Raw genomic sequence first — 18,751 nt, forward strand, 5'->3', positions numbered from 1 at the left:
GCGCAAGGGTGCGGAAGTCCGAGTGTATCTTCCCGGGAATCGGGAGAAGGTTTTCAAGGTCCGGCGGCGATACGGTCGCCGCCGGCCAGGGGGGTCGGTTTTAGAGTTACAAGGCGGGTCGGATTAGCGAGTTACACGACAACTTAAGATCTCACATGGTGCGTAAGGCGGCCACATGATAAAAGCCGCTTGCCGCATGTGTCAGAGTTTCCATTTGAACGTGCAGGACCACGTCGGTGTCCTTAAGAGGCCTAGGGACGAAAGGTCTTCATTGCGTTACACGCCAGAGTCGGGTCGTGCTTGGGGTGCAACTCCAATTGAAGGCATAGCGCGCGGCCGGCAATGTAACCAAAACGCCCCGTATTTAAAGCCCGTGGAAGCATATTTCACATGGACCGCGTCTTGTGACGACGCGCTTGGCGGTCCCTCCACTCGCGGTCGGGCGGCGCCATCGGAGCTCTCATGACCAACCCCTGCGGTCTGACTGAATGCCCAATTGAGACAGACCTGTACCAGTTGGTCAAACGGGGCGAGCCTATTCCCGGAAGTATCGGGACCGGGATTCGCTCGGACCGCTTGGTGCCGTCGTGTTGCACCCATTGCGACCTGTGGCGCGGTGATTCGCGCATTCGGCGGCATTGCGCAGAATTCCATGTTCGAAGCCTTGCGGAACGAAACGACCCGCGGGGCCGCTTGCTTGCCGATAAGCTCTATGAATTCCGGACATTACTTCGGTACCCGGAAAACCCTTCGGCCATGTGGCTAGCAAAAGTGTCGTTTCTCCTTCGCGATGTTCGAGATTTGATTTCGGCCTCGGCGGCCGATGCTTCAACCCTTGAACCGATTCTTGATCACTCGATGCGGGCGTTTACCGAGGCGCTGAGAGCCGATCCAGACAACCTTTTTGCGTTTGTGGGCCGCGACGGTCCGGGCCGCGTAACAGACACGGCGTGGGACGATTACATTTGCATTGTCCGCGACCGAGCGATTGTGGAAGGTGGATCATTGGAAGCACAGGGCGACTCGGCGATCGTGACGGCTCGTGATTCGAGAATCACACTGGAACGCGACGGCAACCCGGACCCGGGACCCAAAGGCGGTTATACGGGCATAGTTACGAGGAACGTTTTCCCTGGTTTTGTCGGCGCCATGGCTGAGACAATAAGCCCTGTGCTGATTCGCTTGAATTCCGTCAGCCCAAGTGTCTTTGCTTTTGGTCACATGCCGCTTTGGCTCTTACGATTGCTCGACCCTCGACCAGATGCGGCGGTTGCGACTGACCTAGAGAAGGCCCTAACCGACGGCGATTTGCCGCCGCTGGTGACCGAACCCTTCATAATAGGACAAGAATATGAGGCCGACTGGCCCCGCGGAATCATCAACCGCGGGTTTGAGCGGGTTGCGGCGTCGGGGAAGGGACGAACCAGGCAGGTTCCCGGCGTCGGTTTGGTCCTGGTCATGGATTGAGGGACGGTTAACATGGGAATATTTGAGGATTTGGGGCGGGCCTTCGGGGCATCTCGGGGACGCGATGATCCGGTCGCGAAATTGACCAGATTGAACGAGGGCGACCTGAAAGCTCTGCAGGCCCAACTTGACACCGAGATTCCTGAGTTTTCGGTCGAGATCAAGTCAAAAAAGAGACGCCGAGACGAATTGGAAATCAAACTCAAAGCGACCACGGACCGTAACGACCACGCCATCATAGAGAGTGATTTGAAGGAGGCCAAGCAGGACATCGAACTACTCGGACGCGACCAAGATGCCCGGGTAAAAACCCGCGAGGTAACGAGATTCCTCCTAAAGGTGCGGAAAGGTCGGGGCACGCAAATCACCGATCTGGACAAGAAATTGGCCTCGATCATGAACATGAAGCCGGATCAGATTCAAACGGCGTTGGACAAGCTTTCAGTGCAGAGCGGCATGGCGCTCGACAAGGTAAGCAACATCGGTCAAAGTATCGACGATTACGCGTCGCCGGCAGACCAAACGGTGGCAACTCCGGAGGTCGGCGACATCCGACAGGACGAGGAGCGCACCGAGACGGATACTGCCGACAACGTCGAACTTGAAGAAGGGCCTAAGAAAAAGCGCGAAGTGTCTTTGGAGGAGTGATTCACAATGGTAAATATCCCGTTCATTGGAAAGCGGTCGCTTGGCAAGAAGATTGAAGCTCTCGATGATTTGGAGGTCGATCTCAGGGTAGCGACCAATATCAGTGGAAAGCAAATCGAACGTGCTGAAGATGACATCCGAAAACTCGTCCGGAAGGGAATTGGCGCCAGCAAACAACAGCAGCGAATTCTAGCGGCGCAAGCCAAGGGGAAGGCGCAGAAGATTCGAATACTCCAAAGTAAACTTTTCCGCGATCTTGCGGTATATACGTTCGTCATCCAGGCCAAGGGATCGTACGAGGCAATGGAAATGAAGGACGAAGGGCCCTTGAAAAACCTTCAAAAAATCATGAAGGTCGCAACATTTCCCGAGCTTCAAAAAGTAGTCGCGCAATTGGCCAAGGAGGAGCAGAAGATTGACGTGAGCCTCCAGGCCATGCAACAGAAAATCGAGGAAATGCAGGAAGAGTATGCCTCGCCTGAATGGGGGGAGAACAGTTTCATGTCCATCATGGAATCTATGGAAGGCCTCCCGGAGGACCAGCGGGAAAAGACTATACAAGAAAAGATAAAATTCCCCGGAGAACGCGCTTGAGCGAGGTCGCCATTGACAGTAGGTGACGACATCGCGATTTCCATGCTGGACGATCGCCTTAGGACCGCCGTTAACAAGGGGAAGGAGACGGAGGCACGAGACCCGAAAGCGGCGGCTCCCCATTTCGAGGAGGCAGCGCGATGGGCGGATAAGATTGCGGGAATCGCGAAGGGGGACTCAAGGGTTCGAGCTATGGAGCAGGCAACCAAAATGCGCACTCATGCCGCGGACCTTCGGGAAGGGCGCGTGGCCTCCCCTCCAAAACCAAAAAAAACATCTGGTGAGGCGCCCAAGCACCAAGGCGCCAGGTCGGAACAACAAGAAAGTGACGACGATCCAGCTGCTCCATCCAAATTTCTGGAGAGGGCCGACACTACCTGGGACGACATCGTTGGCTTGACTGATGCAAAGAAACTCCTCAAGGGGGCGGTGCTCCTTGCCGTGGCAAAGCCACCGGTGGGCGTCAAACTGGACCCGCCTGCGGGAATTCTCCTTTATGGCCCCCCCGGCACCGGAAAAACGATGCTCGCCAAGGCCGCGTCAAACATGTTAGGGGCCTCATTCTTCAATCTCCCTGGCGGCGAAATCGAGAACAAGTGGTACGGAGAATCGTCAAAGATCGTTAAACGGGTCTTCGAAGAGGCTCGGGTCAAGAGTCCAAGCATAGTCTTCCTCGATGAGATTGACACTCTTGTCGGCAAGCGGGACGCGGGGTCGGAGCGAGACCCTTCCAAGTCCATCCTTGGCACCCTTCTTACGGAGATGGAGGGCGCGACAACGAGCAAGGGCAAAAATCCACCAATGGTGCTGGTTCTCGCCGGCACCAACCAACCGATGAACCTTGATCCGGCGTTTCTCACGCGGTTCAATCGTCGCGTCATGATTCCTCTTCCCGACGAGAACGCCAGATCGGCGATCCTTGCAAAACAAATAACGGCGCGCGGGTTGTCGTTGGAGGTTCCGTTGGAGTCGATTGTGGCCAGGACGGAAGGCTACTCAGGCCGTGAACTCCGAAACCTTGCGCAAGAAATGATCCGGTTAATGGTGGAAGAGTGCAACACCGACCTTTACGAACGTGTCGGAAAGGAAAACCTCGCCGAGTCGTCCTACAAGGTCGGCCCGATAACACATGCGCATGTTGAGAGAGCGCTGCACGATGTGCGTGCGGTCACGAGCCACGAGGCGATTGTTCGGTTGGAGGAGTGGGCCCGTGGCGGAATTTCGTGATTGTTATCGCGAGGTCGTGGAGAGCTTGGCCGCGTGGCGCAAGGGTAAGAAACTCCCCGACAGGGACTTGATCATGGACGCCTACATTCAGCAGGAATTCAGGCGCCGGAAACTCCAGGTGCGCCGCGCGGCACTGATGCGGAAAACCGAAGGCGCGGGGCCCGAGATGGACGCATGGCAGCGAAATCTCGAAATCGTGAATAGGGAGTTGACTGATGTGGAAGCAAAGGTTTCCTGGCTGCATTCCGTGAGAAGCACGCCCGACGAAATCGACGCCTTGGTGGTTGAGAAAGCAAAATCGGCGTTGAAGCAACTTAAAATAAAAGGACAGTTGTCAAGAAACGAGTTAGGGGACACGGGCGTCTGATGCATGGGGAGGTTGTCGTTCAGTGACTCTGGTCATTGGAGTGGGCCAAGCAGGATCAAACCTCGCGGCGGAAATGACGCGCGTCACCAACGCCAAGGATTTCCTTAGTGTCTATCTCGTGAACAGCACAACAAGGGATCTGGTAACGGTCCGTGACGTTCCTCGATCGCGTTGGATCGGGGTCAGCGACACTGAAGGGTTGGTGTCACTCGCCAAGGGCGAGGACGCGGTTGAAAGCAAGTTGATCAAAGGTCTCGGAAAGGACCCTCGACGTGGCTTCACGACGCTAACCTCCGTCTTTGACAAAGTGGTCAACTATGTTGAAACACTCGGCATCAAGGATGAACGCTTTGCGGTAATTACTTTCTCGGGCGGCGGCGGAACCGGAGCCGGCGTCGCGCCCGTCCTCGCTCGTGCAATTCGCGAGGTGACGGAAGGAAAATGCCGTGTCATTGGTGTTCTGATCCTTCCTGCCATGACCCGCGGCGACGTTTCTGACGACGGCTCCCTTGGGGAAGCATGGAACGCGTGGTACTCGTTCGAGCGCAGCCTCGACATTTTTGATGGAATCATTCTCGTCGACAATAATCGCCTCAGCCACATGGGCGACGTCGAGCGAGGGTTTCCGCGATTCAACAAATATGTGGCGCATTGCCTCACCGACATGATCCTGGGGAATCTCACTGAACTCGTGCTACCGGGCGAGGACGAACTTATCATCCAACAATCCGATGTTCAGGATTTGGCAACGGCTCTCTCTGTAGGCGATCGCGGTGAACGAAAGCCAGGGGTCGCCGCAATTGGTCGGGCCGTGCAATTATTGCGAGGTCCAATGGGTTACATCGCTCCAATCCTTCCACCCAAGCAACCTGACCTCGTGAGCCTGAGCTTCTTGGCGAAGGAACGAATGACGTTTGAAGATGCGGAAACAATCGATTGTGAAAAGGCGTATGTCCTAGTCCGGGCCCCATTATCGATTCTGGGTCGGGCTGGTACTGGTCAGGATGTGTCCGAGGTACTCAGTCTCGCGGCCAAGAGTTCTGCGAGAGGCGACGTGATTTATGGAACCGCCTTGACCCGAAGGCCCTTGGCTTCCGTGACTTTGGGTCTCACGTTCCTACCGTCCGAGATCCCTCGCCTTAAGGAGCTGGAAACGGCCGCTTCAGAGTACGAGAGGCGATCAGGAGGAAAGGCACCTGACTGAGCCATTCGCTGATTGGATGGTGGCTGTCGCATCGCCGATGCAATGGGTTTTCCTACTTGCGTTAGGGCTCGGATTGGGACTCGTCCTGGGGGCCATCGGAGGCCTTCTTCTTGGTGGTTCCGAATGAGGTTTCCAGGAATCGGCCCAGTAGTTGCAGCGATCCTAATTGGGCTGTTCGTGCAAACCCTGCCAGGAGTCGGCGCCCGCCAATTGGATTCGGCGCCAACCTCGTGTGGCAACCCCTCCATTATTGTTTTCTCGGGCGATGACCGACCGGATTTGCACGTGTTCTTCGAGTGGACCGTGGTAATGAACGATTCAGGCCCACTTCGAGGCACATTGTATGCAAATGTTTCTTTGCCGAATGGTTCCAAGCTAACTTCGAATATTTCTGTCGAAGCGCCCACCAACATTACAATTACCACGGCGGCCGCGCGAGACTCGCAGGGTGCACCAAGAAAAGTCTATTTCGAAGCCACCGATGACTTGGCTCACCAAACGTTTTTGCTCAATCGCACGATTGATTGCGCAGCGGGGCTCGTGAGCGGCGAGACAACCCCCGCGCTTTCCGTGAGAATAATTTTTCCTAAGTATTTCTTAGCTCCCATGGGAACGCCGTCGTGTTCGGACCGGCCGCTGGATTCGGGAAATGAAACAGAGCTTTGCGTCCGGCCCGTTTTGGATGGCGACGGTAGGATTGGCGCGGGAACCGCGATTGAGGCCCTTCTCGTTGGAAGCCCACTAAACCAATCGTGGATTGAAGACGCAACTTTGAAGGCGCTCCTTAACAGTGCAATTTACCCCGCGACCGCCACTCTTTCATACTCGAACCTTGGGAACCCAAACGTCGCGACGGGTGATCTGTTGGGCGCGCCAAGCCTTGAATTCAGCATATCCAACTCCCACGACGTAAAACAAATACAAGGTCTTCTCGTTGAATTGAAGAATCTTCGAGCCCGGCTTCAGGAGTTGGACGCTCTCGCTCGAGACGTCGGCGATCACGGGCCCGGCGCGACCTGGGCTGAGATAAATGAAACGTATGGCAGGGCATCGCTAGCGTTCGACGATTTGAACCACACGTTGAGTGTGATCGAGGCTCCGCTATTCGATTATTTGCTGGACGTTAAGAACCGAATGTTGGAAAACGGTTCCATCCTTGTTCGCGGAGGTGCCGTCCTAACCCCAAGCAGTGGGTGCGCCCCGGGGCCCCTAAGAATTGACGCTGGCGTTGATCTTTGTGTAACAATTGCAGAAATCTCGTATTCGGTTCCGCTCCTTGAAAAAAGAAGTGATCTCTTGGTCGGCGAACCGGGCGCGTGGAGCACCGTGTCGGCATGGGATGGGTGGCCACACGGAGAAATCGTTCAAGGCACTAAGATTCTCCTGGGGACACCTCTCCTCGACATGTCGCCTTTCGCCAATATTTCCCAACCGCTGCCCGTTGGACAACGGGTGAGCCACGCCCAGACAATCCAACTCATGACCGCCATGAAGGATCTGCACCAATCATGGAATCAGATTCGCCAAACCCGCCAAGGGCAGGAGATTCCCACCGTGGTTGTGACGTACCGCGAGTTTGAATCGAAGCGTATCGAGGCAAGAAAATTGGGCGACGCGGCCCTTGAGAATCTGCCGGCGCGGGAAGCGTTCTTTGAAACGGTTGAATCCGAAGCCAAAACCGCCGCGCTAGCCGCGGCGGGGCCGTCCCTTACGATGCCGCGCCTGCTCAGCGGTCTTGCGGTACTCGGCGGTCTCGCGGCAGGCGCGGTCCTGAGTTTCGTTGTCGTCCGCGGTCAAGCCGAGCATGGGTCAAAGAAGGGGCTGTTCACCAGCAGGGGCACCAGCGCAGCGAACCCTCTTGCCGGGTTGTTGGGGCTCGTTGGACTTGGGCTCGCGGGCGTGGCGTTCGCACTTGGTTACGCCGTCCGAGGCCTGGTATTCGTTTGGAGTGGGTTACCTTGAGCAAGGCATTGAACAACGCCGTCCTTGTCGGCTCCGTCTTGGCGTCAGTTGGGTTAGTAGGGGCGGGCGCGGCCATCGGAAGCACGCTCCTCGTTCTGGGCGGCGTCGTGGGGGTGCCGGTGTTGCTGGTGGGGGCCGCCGCAATCCATTATTTGAATGCCTCCCAGCGGGCCGGGGGCCTTGGCCAGGCTCAAGAGCGCCACTTTTCCGCGAAGTGCAAGGACTGGTCTCACCGTTTGGATAAGGCCATGGCGCTGGCCAAGAGGGCGGGCGTGCCATCCGCTGACCTGGAGTTTCTGGTGGAGAGGGGAAAAGCCACGTTTGCGCCCCACGCTATTCTTGGCGTGGATGAGAACGGCGCCAGTCTGTCAAAGACTTCAGCGCTTCCACGCGGACCCTGGATCCATCGGACGGACGCGGCATTGGATATTTTGTTGGAGGAGGCCGGAGAGGTCGCCGCTGCGGCGTTGAACGAGCGACTTCGCGACCTTGGAAACCGCATGCCGCCGGAGATTCCGCGTTTTGGGTCCCTGCCCCGGGGAGACTTGACCACCGTCTGCCAGGCATATCTGACAGAGTTCGAAAAGTCGGCGATCCACGTTCGAGGATTGATGCAAGGCGTTGAAAAAGACATTGCCGACGCCGAAGCCGAGGGACATGATGTCGCGGATGCATGGAGTTCATTCAGGACCGCGAAGAAACTGTGGGACGAAGCGCAACCAGTGCTCGCGCTCAGATCCCTTGACGAAGCCAGGAAACACGTGACTGACAAAGTAGGTCCAGAGTTCGAGACCCGACGTCTCCAGCTTGCCTCCGCCCTGAGGCAAGTGGGAAGCATTGATTTGAAGGGTGTTGCAACGGGAACCGTAAACCTTGGCCTGGAACGCCTTGTCCGTGATGTGGACGCGGTCACGCTGGAGAGGGGAGGTTATGCCTCGCTGGAAAAATCTGAACGAAGGCTCGCGGAAGTCTTGCAGGAATTAATGGAGGAGTCTCTAAACAAGGCGCGTCGTGCGCGGGACACCATCATAGAGTCCCGTGCACTTGGCGAGATTGAAGACCTAGACGGAAAGATCCAGATTCTGGAGACCGCCCCAAAGGTTACGCATCCGTACCAGGAATCGTTTCCTGGCTGGGTCGAGGCGGCACGTCAAGCCCTTCCTGCGATACAATACTATACCGACCGGGCCGCCTTGGCAAAGGCGTTGCCAAGCCTGTTTAAGGTCATTGAAGCAAAGCTAAAAACAAATGGAGCGGTGACGGCCGCGGACGTTCCGGTGCGCGACAGGGAAAAGGGCGCGGAGATTCTTGGTTTCTACGCGCAACAGCACCCGAAGTCCGTGGTCATTGATGAAATGGGCAATCTAATAAAACTGAAGAAAACGGGGGGCGACGTCCCTGCCTGAAGCCGGCCGAAAGAAGAAAACCCTCTGGAGCATCGTGGGAGCCGGCGAGGCCGGTTGTCGCGTCGCCAGTCAATATTTTGCAACACATCCTAATCCGGCCGTCGGCGATCGCGTACTGTTGTTGAACAGTGCAGAATCCGACATAAGTACACTTCACGAAGTTCTCGAAGCCGACTTGCGAGGTGAGCAAGGCAAGGAACGCTTGGACATTGTAATGCGTCAATCACACCCCTTTGGTGACGCCTCGGGGACAGGAAACAATCCGCTAAAAGGCGAACAGTACTTGGACGAGGGCTGGGATGAGGTTTCGCGTTTCATCGAAGGAAGTTTGGGAGGGAGTGCGGATGTCATGGTACACGTCCTTGGGGTCGGCGGTGGCACAGGATGTGGAAGCGTACCACCTATGATCTACAAACTTCGCCACGGCCAAGCAAAGGCCGTCTCGAAGGACGTTTACCAATTCGCGATGGCGATGTGGCCCGCGAAGTACGAAGGCGAGCAGCGGCTCACCAATGCGGCTCTTGGGCTGTCAAGGTTGTTGCGGTTTGGACCTCGGGACGAACTTAACGCCAATTTTGTTTTGCTTCTCGGAAACCACGAACTTGAGGCCCTGGCCCGGAAGAAGGACATCCAACGCGGTGGGAATTTCCGTGAAATGAACAAGATTGCCGTTGAAACGTTGAACGCGCTAATCAGTCCAGGGCAGAAATCTTCCGAGATCATCGACGCGAGTGATTACGCCCGCGAGTCCGTCTTCCATGAGATTCTTCATTTTACTGCCGGCGTTGCTTGGGAAGTCCCGTCAATCATAAACCTGGATCAGGGGATCAACGAAGCGCTCGAATCGATGCTTCTCCCAATCGATCCGAAGACGAGCCTCGCCGCCTACTTGATCGTGCAGGTGCCCCCTGACGAATATGATGCGCCGGAATTCAGTTCTGCCGAGGTTGGTAGCACCTTCGAGGCGTGGCTATCGACAAATGGATTCGACATCCCCGTACGGTACAACAGCGTGGTTCCGAATCCCTCGCTACGCGGAACATACCATGTGATCCTGGTTCTTGGAGGGTTCAACCTCGAGCCCCTCATCAAACCGGTCGAGCCGCTGATGAAGAAAGAGATCCGCCGCCTTAAGAAGGCCTTTAGGTCGGACGACGACACATCTACCCGCTACGAAAAGATTTGGAAAAACCTTCTCGAGTATTCGGAGGCGAGCAATGCGAAGAAATAGGCACATTTCGTTCGTTATTGTCGTTCTGATAGTTTCGCCCCTCTGGATTGCCACGCCAATAAGTGCGGAGGAAACATGCCATGAGTTGAAGACGACCTCAGCCCCAGCAACGCAGCCGCAAAAAACTGGAACGTGGCAGGAATGCAATCACGAATCGGGCCCGGGCGGGCGATTGAAAGTCGAGTGGGTGGATGGATTCGTTCCAATGAGGATCACCCTCGTCTCTTTGGACGGTCAAGTTCAGCTTACCCAACGGGTAGAACCTAATCTCACAGTTGCGTCAATTTCTTGGGAAGCCGTCAACGAGAAATTCCACCTTGAGGCGGAGAAGGCACGCAGCGCAAATGCGTCCAGGTTTGACGTCAGAATCCGCGTAGAGACGACCACGCCCGAAATCGTTGGATTCCTACACTTGCGAACCGACTGGGTCCTTGCTCCAAATGTTGCTCTCGACCCGTTAGGCCAAGCAGTCGCTTGGTTTGAAAAACAATTCGGTCAGAATTGGGTCGTCGTAATCCTGGTTGCCGCCGCAATTGCGGTTGCATTAGGCGTACTTTTGTCTAAAAAATCACACAATGACCCGGTGGAACGACTTGGCTCCGGAAACGCTTCACATGGAGCGGCTCCTGCCTCCGAACGAACCGCCCCGAAAGTTGCAACCATCGCCGAGCAGGACCGGGCACCAGTGGTTCCGACCGGACTTTCCGATTCCCCAGAATGGCACCAAGTGCACGTTGAGTTGGACCCGCCTACGAACAATCAGAGGCACGCAGAAGCCCTGCGCGGATTGAACATTTTCTTTGATGATCGCAAACTGTCTAGAAGCCCAGAAGGCATATTCCAATTGACGGTGCCCGGCGACGGCACGTTTGCAAGGCTTGCTCGAGATGAATCGCTCGACGAGCGCTTCCAGACGGACAGCCAAGCGTTTGAGATTGGTAGAGCGAGGGTAGAGGACGGGGCCTTCTTTCTCACCCTGGTTCCACAGAAGCACGCATTCGTTCTTTTGGCCCACGAACAGGGGACGTCCCGGCCCCTTGCGGATCTCAATTTCCGGATCCAGCCTGCCTATGGACAGAGCGTTACCAAATCGACCGGTCGCGACGGAACGGCTGGGTTCCAGGCTACCGAAGGACACGTCTCCATCTCGTTGGTTGAGACTGGCGCGCTGCACATGGCCCCGGTTGAGATGGAGCTCGAATCGCCCAAGAACCAAATCATTGTAGTGGAAATCGGCATCAAGGCCAGCGGCATCAGGGCGCCCGCAGCGATCGAGATTCGGCCGCCGGCGAGCCTAGGCGGCAAACCGCTTTTGGCACAAGTAAGCACAATTGCGCTCCAGACTTATGCAGGGGCGTGGCACGATCTTTGGAACCGACCTGATTTCCATACGGGGAAATCGCCGGCGTCTACATCGACCCTGCCGAAGGATGTAAATGACGCAATTGAGGATATGTGCGACGCGATTGACGAACTCTTCCGGGAAAAGCAGGTGCAAGCACATCTCGCCGGCCCGATGAATGCGGCGTGGGCGCGGCCCTTCGCCTGGGCCCGGAATCCACTTCCCAATGAAATGCGCGAAGACGTCGCATTAGCCGAAGTCGAAGCGTTGCGCGCTTCCGTAGATGCTCGCTTGACACAACAAGCCAAGTCGCTTGTGATTCGTCCCGGGATTCGTCTCTTGAGCCTAAGCGATCATTTGATTCGCCGCGTCAGGGAGGAACAGAAGGGATTACCTTTTGTTCTTGCGGCGGATCTCGTCCTGCGAATCACGGACTTATTCTTGACGGACCCGACCCTGGCAAAGGAATGGTCTAAAGGTTAGCCAAGTACATCGGACCCAAGGTCGACGTCCGCAAGATCCCGCGCGTACGACCGGAGGGTCCGTGTCGCGAGTCCCACGAGTCCAAGGCCGACGAGAGCATCCACGGCCGCGCCCGCAACGAGAGCGTTTCTCGCGCTTGCAAGAGAGAGGTCTGCCTCGGTTGAACCTGCCTCGACTCGCTTGGCAAGGGGTCCAAGAGAAGCAAACGTTTCCTTAGAACGCGCGGCGTCATGTTTGGTTTCCGCTGCAAGGCGCTCCAATGTCACCCAGTGGAAGGGATTCGGATCCAGTCCAACCCGTGGACCTAGTTTGAACCCGATTTCCGTGCGTGTCGGTGTCGAAAAAAGGTTTGAGAGGGAGGCCAGACCGTCGCTGTATTTTCGCGAAATCGTCGCGTCCAACTCTTCGGTCTTGTTTGCAATTGAGGCTGACAGATCGGCGTCGCCCAAGATTTGTGCGCCAGAGCCTAAGCTTGAAAGACGGTCAAGGGTGTCAGGCGTTGCCCCCAACGCAAGGGTGGCGTTTGCTTCCTTGGAGAGCGCGTCAAGCAACCGGGCCCGGATTGTCAGGCTCGCGTTTCGGACCTCAAGCAAGGCAGAGTGATTCCCCTCGGTGAAGTCCCGTGCGGCCCTAAACTCGATGGCGGCGGTCAATAGCGTATCAGTACCGCCGACAACAGACCTCGATTCGACGTCAATCAGAGTTGGAACTGCTTGAATCAACTTTCGTGCTGCTTCCAAATCCTGACGGCTCAAAGAACAACCGTCGCTTGATAGTCTCTCAAGCAGGGAACCGGCCTCTCCGCTGGCTGGAAGCTTGAGCTCCACCAGTTGTCCAATGATGTTCTCCACGTTCGACAGTTTCATGGAGGCGTGCACGATGGTCGTCTGCGCGGACAGGCCGGACCGTTGCTTTCCGCCTGGAATCATTTGGATTTCCCACGCAAAATCACAGCCTGGCGTTGCGCCCGGCGATGTATCGAGATTTAGGCTGACGGATGTTGAACCTCCTGCGGGGACGGTTACCGTCGTGGGGACCGCCGCCATGGCGATACGGGTTGAGCTGAACTTGGGGGCAACTTGAACGGTCACTGGAACGTCGGCGTATCCCAAACTCTCTGAGATTTGGATCGACCGGACGGCGGACTCTCCGATTACGAGCTCACCGAACGAGGGTTGGTCGTCCATTTGTAGGGATGCCGCGAATGATACGGCGTACGAAAGGGTTGTGGCCCTCAAGAGCGGGGGGCCCGCCGAAGTCGCAGGCGTGGGAACGAAGTTGAACGCGCCCTCGCCGTGACTCGCGGGGATCAATAGTCTGCCGGCAACCACATGGGGCCCCGTGTTCGCGTTCAGCGTCACGCCGCCGGCGTCCCCATTGATTCTAACGCCCGTGTCTGATGGATTCGTGAGGCTAACAAGGCCGCTCCAATCCTGCTCGCCCCAGTTGGTCATGGAAATCTCCACGGGGGTTTCGTACATTAGGTCTTCAGTTTTCTTCTTGTCGAACAGAAAACCCGTCTCTGAGGCATTTATTTCGAGCTCTACGCGCGGCGGGATGATGGGATCAAAAGTGATTGAAACCAGGCTGAAACCGCGCGCCGATTGGTCGAACGTGGCTGTGCATTCAATCAACACGCCGCGAAATTGTTTTGGGTCAATCTCCGGTGGCACGAAAACAGAAATCGCGCCAATGTTTTGAGTAGTTCCAGCGCCAACGGTGGTCCGAGTGATCTCAATGGTTGGCTTCCAGCTGATTCCCGTGGCTCGGCCGCCGCAATTGCTCGAACTTCCCCCGGTCACATTCACGCCCTTCCAGCTTTTGGTCTCCGTCGCCCTCAAGGTGTATGAATAGGTTGTTCCCAATTCCGCGTCTTTGATATTGATTCCGGCCGATGAACGTCCGGTCGAGTCAACCACCACCGTGACAAGCTCCGTAGGATGTATTACAGTGAGCGTTGTGCTCGCAGCCGCTCCAGAAAAGAATCGGACGCCGGTTGCGTTGGCGATGCTGTAGGTGGCGAAGACGGTGATCACCCTGTTCTCCGGCGCGGAATTCGATATGATGATTCTAGGGGAGACCTGGGCCGTGGCCCCAGGCGTCAGGATTTGGTCAAATCGCGACGGACCCAAAGAGTTCACGTAGACGTCGCTCGTTGTTAGGTTGCCGTTCACGGTGATATTGAAAGCGTAATCGTTGCGCACCGAGAATTGGAGGGTGGAGTCGTAGTTAGATGATCTCGGCATGTCAAAAGGGCCGCTGCCGGAAAACGACACGGCCGTTGATTGAGCGGATACGCCTTTGATCACGAGATAGATTATGATGACACCTGCTAACCAAGAGACGATTCTCAAAGATAGACGCCTCCGTTTGCGATCTCCACTTCCCGCACGTCGCGCTCTAACGCACGCAGCGGCAACCTAATAAGCCAAGCAAGCGACGCCGCCGCACTTGCCATGACGCCCGCGGCTTCGAGTACGGCCAGGGTTGCCCTTGATTGAGATACTCGCAGGCTCGCGCTTGCGTCATCGATGAGGCTGACACGCGCCTGGTCCCCGTGTGATTCCATCAGGTTTCGATCGATATTCAGGGCCTGAGCGATTTCTTGCGTTTCGCCAAGGTAGAAGATCATGGCGACTGGGTCCAAAAGCCCGTCGCTGGTTTCCCTTGAACGTTCGAGATCTCTCGCGACCCTACCCGCGTCTGTTGACCACGCACTTTCTTCGGCGTCGAGCCACAATGTGATACGCGCCTCCCCGCCGGCCCGCCCAACGACATGATATAAGTCTCTGACTTCCCGCAAGATCGCGATTCTTGGAAGCGTTGCTTGGGTGTCCAGGGCTTTGGCTTCGAGAGCCTTCCCCACCGTGCCTGCGGACGCGAAAATCGTGGGTTGGGCCAGCCTCCCTGCGCCGCCCTCCAGCCGGACGGATTGGTTCATTGCCAGCGAAAGTCGGTCTGCGGCTTGGTGAGGATCTGACGTGTCTGACGAGATGACCAATTCCAGAAAATTACAGGTCTCGCGTAAGTCTGGCACCGCCTCAAGTTGCAATCGTGGAATTACGTTCGCCCAGAAGGTTTCAAGCGATCGTTCAGGATAGGATCGGACGCGGTCCCTCTGTCCCACCCACCACTCGAGCGCCTGCGTGGAGTCCGCGCAATCCGGTTCCGGCGCCTGCGCGCGGCTGGGAGAAACCCCGAAAAGGATGATCAGAAACGCCGCAGCGATCCAGACCCTGCGACCCGATCTTCGACGCGTGGTCATGCCCCGATTCCCCTGTCATCGCGTTGTTCTTCGGCTTGCATCGACTCAAGAGAGATGTGGATTTCGTTTGAGTAGGCGTCGCTTTCGGTCCAGACGCTTTCCGTGATATTCAGGGCCATGAGCTTGGTTTCAAGCTGAGAAAGCGCAGCCCGTAGCTCGTCGACCGTTGGACGTTTCGACGGATCGGCGTGAAGGCACGACTGGATGACAGCGCGCGCCGGTTCAGGCAAGAGTTCTATCTTGGGCGACAATTCGCCCCGTCGAATGAGATCCCGAAGGGCGCTTGGCCGCATTCCGCCGGGCTTTCCATCGTAGGGGTATTGCCCGGTCAGAAGTTCATGAAGCATAACTCCGACACTGTAGACGTCACTTTTCGGAGTGATGTCCGTTTCGCCGCGTGCTTGTTCGGGGGACATGTAGAGCAATGTCCCAAGCGGAGAGCCGCCCCGCACGGCGGTTGATTCCTCGATCAATTGTGGCACGTGGGCCAGGCCGAAATCGGTGACTTTGACGTTTCCGTCGGCGTCCAAGAGGATGTTTTCTGGTTTTAGATCTCGGTGAACACCACCTGGGAAATGTTTCTGAAACGCGACGAGGACGTCTACAACCTTAGAGACGATCCTTACGGCTTTGACGGGGTCGGGTCCCTTCGGAGTCCCGACGGTCCACTCTCTGATCTTGTCACGTAACGATCCACCACTCACATAATCCATGACTTTGAACGGTCTTCCCCCGACTTCCTTGAATCGCAAGATTGCCGGCACCCCCTCATGCTGGAACCGAGCCTCGGCAACTCCTTCCCGTTTGAACGCCTGTCGAACCGAAGCCGATCCCAGCCATTTGTCGTGAAGTGTCTTTATCACAACACGTCGATCCAGGTTGTCGATTGCCAGAAACGTCCGGCCGAATCCGCCGGCCTTCAACTCCTTTTCGACTTTCTTGATGTCAAAGACTTCCAGCACGTCGTCGCCCAAACTGAGGGCCGAGGTCGGTGTTCTTGTTGAAGTAGACGTGGAGGAAATCTCGGTGAAGCGCTTGGTCAAATCTTCAATGCGCTGCACTAATTCAAACCTCTTTGTCACTTCGCAAAGGGTTCTAAGGGCCACAATCCTCGTCAGGATCTTATGGTCCTGTCCCGGGACCACCAGAGATGATTCCGGGTTTTGGAACGCGAGTCTTTGAACATCCCGCTCCAGCTGCGTAAGTTCCAACGAAAGCATATCTGGCCCCTCCTTGCGTGTTTGAATGAGCCGCGCGGCCTGGATGTATTGATTTCCACGACGGTGCATATCTGGGTCGCGCTCGGCGTCGATGATAGACAGCGCGTGCCTCGCGTACTCCTCGGCCCGCGTGGCGGCCTGGCGGGCGGCGCCGCGTTGAGCCTTCATTGCGAACTCAGCCGCCGATAGGCTTTTCGCGGCGCGCGTCAGAAACTCTCCCCCGATTCTTGCCCGAAACGTCAACAGAATATTCCTTGCTTCGACGGCCTGTGGATGGGTGGAACGCGACGCAGCCTCCAAGGTCTTGAGTATTTCGCCCACTTCGGCCACTAGCGTATCCATATCGCGTGTCGGATTGTCAATCAGGGCGTACGCCTTCTTCATGGTTTCAATGGGGTCTTTGAACACGGTGGTCGCTTGCAACGGACTCGTTGGGTTTCGTTTGGGTTGAAGGATTTCACCGGGGTTCGACGTGCCCAACGCGACTGCGCTCCACCCGGCGACCGCAGCCAATGCCGTGATTGCGCCGAACGCGTCTTGCACTGCTTGCCGGACGTCCCGGTCGACTACCTTGCCCGGTAGTGTCGCGGCAATGGACAAACCGACGAGAAGAATTGCGACGCCCAAGATCCCCGCGATTGGTCCCCACTTCCACCCCTTGCGCCCCGCGTATTTTGCGACAAGGCCTGCACCGAATCCGCTTCCGCCAAAAAGCAAGAGCGGAATCGCGGGGATCGCGTCCGTTCCGTACGCCGAAAAAAGAATTCCGGCGAGCAAACTCCCGATAAGGGCCCCTCCAACCGCACCGAAGCCGGACAGAAGGAGTCCCGTGTTTGGTTTCAAGCCTCCACTGACCCCGTGCCTAGCTGGATGGGCACCTCGTACATTAATCCTACGGTCAAAAGGGCGTCCTACTCATCGGCAAGATCTAGGGATTTCCGCAGACTCTGTTCTTGGACCGCGACTCCGGGATTCAATCCGCACGAGCCATCACCGCTAAGTAGCCCGCGCCGAATGCAGGTTACGACTGTGGTCACGTTCTGTCCCTATTGCGCGTCAAGCAATCCCAAGTCCGCGTCAAACTGCAAAGCTTGCGGTCGGGCCCTTCCTGACATCGAGAGTATCTCACACCTCGGCACGGCGACACTAGTTAGTTGCCAAATTTGCAACGCGCCCAACCAGGCGTCATTTTCCTTCTGTGTTGTCTGCGCTCGCCGGTTGAAAAAGATCGCGGCTTCTGCCGCACCGTTGTTCAAAAACAATAGTCCAGAGGTCGCCACAGCCCGAACCACCGAACGACGTAAGCCGGGCAGACCAAAGGAAGCAAAACGTCCCGCTTTAGAGGAAAAAGCAGTCGAGAAAACTGCCCTCGCGGCCGAGTTTCGCCCGTCGTTCGCCGCAGAAACAGTTGGCACCAGCGCCGGTCCAGGATCCCGCGAGCAGACTTCGTATTCGGGCCCGTCCGATTCTTCCGGGCGCTATACCACGCCGCCAAGCGAAAACCCACGACCTTTGTCGGACACGATAGCCAAAGAACGTGCGCCGTCCACCCTCGGGGTCCGTGACATTGGCACAAACGAGTCTTTTTGCCCTTTTTGCGCGGGAACGAACCCGTCTTCAACTCCGGTGTGCCGTCAATGCGGTCTGACGCTGCCACCCCCTGCGCGGCCGGTCCTGCCCGAATCAGCGACGCCGCCGGCAACCCCTTCGACCAAGGCCTCGGCGACCGCGCCTCTTGCGCCGCCGGCAATACATCTGCGGGGGAAGGTCCGGTCGTTCTGGCGTGGGCTTGCGCTAATCGTCGTCACCCTTGGAATCTACGTCTGGTATTGGCACTTTGCCGCACGAAAAGAAATAACTGATCAGTTCAAGATGCGGGCGTTTCCAGCATTGGTTTATTGGGGCGCTTTGGCGTTCTATCTGCTGGGCGTCTTCTTCCTGGTGGCGGTGCCGTTGTTGGGGATTGTCGCCTACGTGTTCTGCATCATCCCCAGTCTTATCTTGCAAGTCGTATACATGTCTGGTTTTATCGACGACGTGAATGGAGCTAGGAGGACCCTTGGTCTTCCAGTGACGTTTACCTTTGGGAGTTTCATACTCTGGTACGTTTTGGGCGCCTTGGTCATCGTCGGCCCGTTCGTGGCGTACTCCAAGCTTCAGGCGGCCCTGAACGAGGTCTGGTCCATTGCACCAGGCAGGTTGTCAACACAAACGCCCGGCATCAGCCAGTAAGGGTCGATGAAGATGCCTACGGTCGCCAAAGGAGGATTTATTATCCCCGTACTGCGCTGAAGCGCAGCTGATCAATATGAAACGATTCCCGACCGCTGCGTTC

Annotated in this window: 14 protein-coding genes; 11 read left to right on the forward strand and 3 right to left on the reverse strand. The window is 56.7% G+C overall.

Translation table 11 applies throughout. The features are described from left to right. The first annotated feature begins 693 nt into the window (after positions 1 to 693). The 10 genes from HY556_04845 to HY556_04890 all read left to right on the forward strand — a co-directional run bounded on the left by HY556_04845 (position 694) and on the right by HY556_04890 (position 11,931). Positions 694 to 1,467 (forward strand): hypothetical protein, encoded by a 774-nt coding sequence (locus tag HY556_04845; protein MBI4393113.1) that lies wholly within the window; start codon positions 694 to 696, stop codon positions 1,465 to 1,467. Positions 1,468 to 1,479: 12 nt separating this feature from the next. Then, the gene (locus HY556_04850) at positions 1,480 to 2,115 is read left to right on the forward strand and encodes a hypothetical protein (GenBank protein ID MBI4393114.1); all 636 of its coding nucleotides are present in this window, start codon (positions 1,480 to 1,482) and stop codon (positions 2,113 to 2,115) included. 6 nt (positions 2,116 to 2,121) lie between these two features. Then, complete coding sequence (locus tag HY556_04855) at positions 2,122 to 2,709, forward strand: hypothetical protein (GenBank protein ID MBI4393115.1); 588 nt, start codon at positions 2,122 to 2,124, stop codon at positions 2,707 to 2,709. 396 nt (positions 2,710 to 3,105) lie between these two features. Beyond that, positions 3,106 to 3,936: an ATP-binding protein gene (locus HY556_04860; protein MBI4393116.1), complete on the forward strand. Its 831-nt coding sequence runs from the start codon at positions 3,106 to 3,108 to the stop codon at positions 3,934 to 3,936. Next, positions 3,920 to 4,303, forward strand: coding sequence for a hypothetical protein (locus HY556_04865; GenBank protein MBI4393117.1), 384 nt, complete (start codon positions 3,920 to 3,922; stop codon positions 4,301 to 4,303). Before HY556_04860 ends, HY556_04865 begins: the two co-directional genes overlap by 17 nt. Before the next feature lie 22 nt (positions 4,304 to 4,325). Next, positions 4,326 to 5,507: a hypothetical protein gene (locus HY556_04870; protein MBI4393118.1), complete on the forward strand. Its 1,182-nt coding sequence runs from the start codon at positions 4,326 to 4,328 to the stop codon at positions 5,505 to 5,507. A gap of 123 nt (positions 5,508 to 5,630) precedes the next feature. Further along, on the forward strand, positions 5,631 to 7,469 hold the full coding sequence (locus HY556_04875) for a hypothetical protein (protein ID MBI4393119.1): 1,839 nt from the start codon (positions 5,631 to 5,633) through the stop codon (positions 7,467 to 7,469). An 8-nt stretch (positions 7,470 to 7,477) separates the two neighbouring features. Further along, entirely contained in the window at positions 7,478 to 8,875 is a 1,398-nt protein-coding gene (locus HY556_04880; protein MBI4393120.1) for a hypothetical protein, read from the forward strand. Positions 8,876 to 8,909: 34 nt separating this feature from the next. Beyond that, a complete protein-coding gene (locus HY556_04885) occupies positions 8,910 to 10,106 on the forward strand; it encodes a hypothetical protein (GenBank protein ID MBI4393121.1) in 1,197 nt (398 codons plus the stop codon). 205 nt (positions 10,107 to 10,311) lie between these two features. Continuing rightward, positions 10,312 to 11,931, forward strand: coding sequence for a hypothetical protein (locus HY556_04890; protein MBI4393122.1), 1,620 nt, complete (start codon positions 10,312 to 10,314; stop codon positions 11,929 to 11,931). Here HY556_04890 and HY556_04895 read toward each other — a convergent pair. The 3 genes from HY556_04895 to HY556_04905 all read right to left on the reverse strand — a co-directional run bounded on the left by HY556_04895 (position 11,928) and on the right by HY556_04905 (position 17,259). Further along, positions 11,928 to 14,135: a hypothetical protein gene (locus tag HY556_04895; protein MBI4393123.1), complete on the reverse strand. Its 2,208-nt coding sequence runs from the start codon at positions 14,133 to 14,135 to the stop codon at positions 11,928 to 11,930. The genes HY556_04890 and HY556_04895 overlap by 4 nt on opposite strands. A gap of 146 nt (positions 14,136 to 14,281) precedes the next feature. Next, complete coding sequence (locus HY556_04900; protein MBI4393124.1) at positions 14,282 to 14,578, reverse strand: hypothetical protein; 297 nt, start codon at positions 14,576 to 14,578, stop codon at positions 14,282 to 14,284. Positions 14,579 to 15,192: 614 nt separating this feature from the next. Further along, positions 15,193 to 17,259 carry a protein kinase gene (locus HY556_04905; GenBank protein MBI4393125.1) on the reverse strand — a complete coding sequence of 689 codons (2,067 nt, stop codon included), beginning with the start codon at positions 17,257 to 17,259 and terminating at the stop codon, positions 15,193 to 15,195. Positions 17,260 to 17,634: 375 nt separating this feature from the next. Here HY556_04905 and HY556_04910 point away from each other — a divergent pair, with 375 nt between their 5' ends. After that, the gene (locus tag HY556_04910) at positions 17,635 to 18,648 is read left to right on the forward strand and encodes a hypothetical protein (GenBank protein MBI4393126.1); all 1,014 of its coding nucleotides are present in this window, start codon (positions 17,635 to 17,637) and stop codon (positions 18,646 to 18,648) included. Positions 18,649 to 18,751 lie beyond the last annotated feature (103 nt).

The organism is Euryarchaeota archaeon (assembly GCA_016207515.1).
Taxonomy (GTDB): domain Archaea; phylum Thermoplasmatota; class SW-10-69-26; order JACQPN01; family JACQPN01; genus JACQPN01.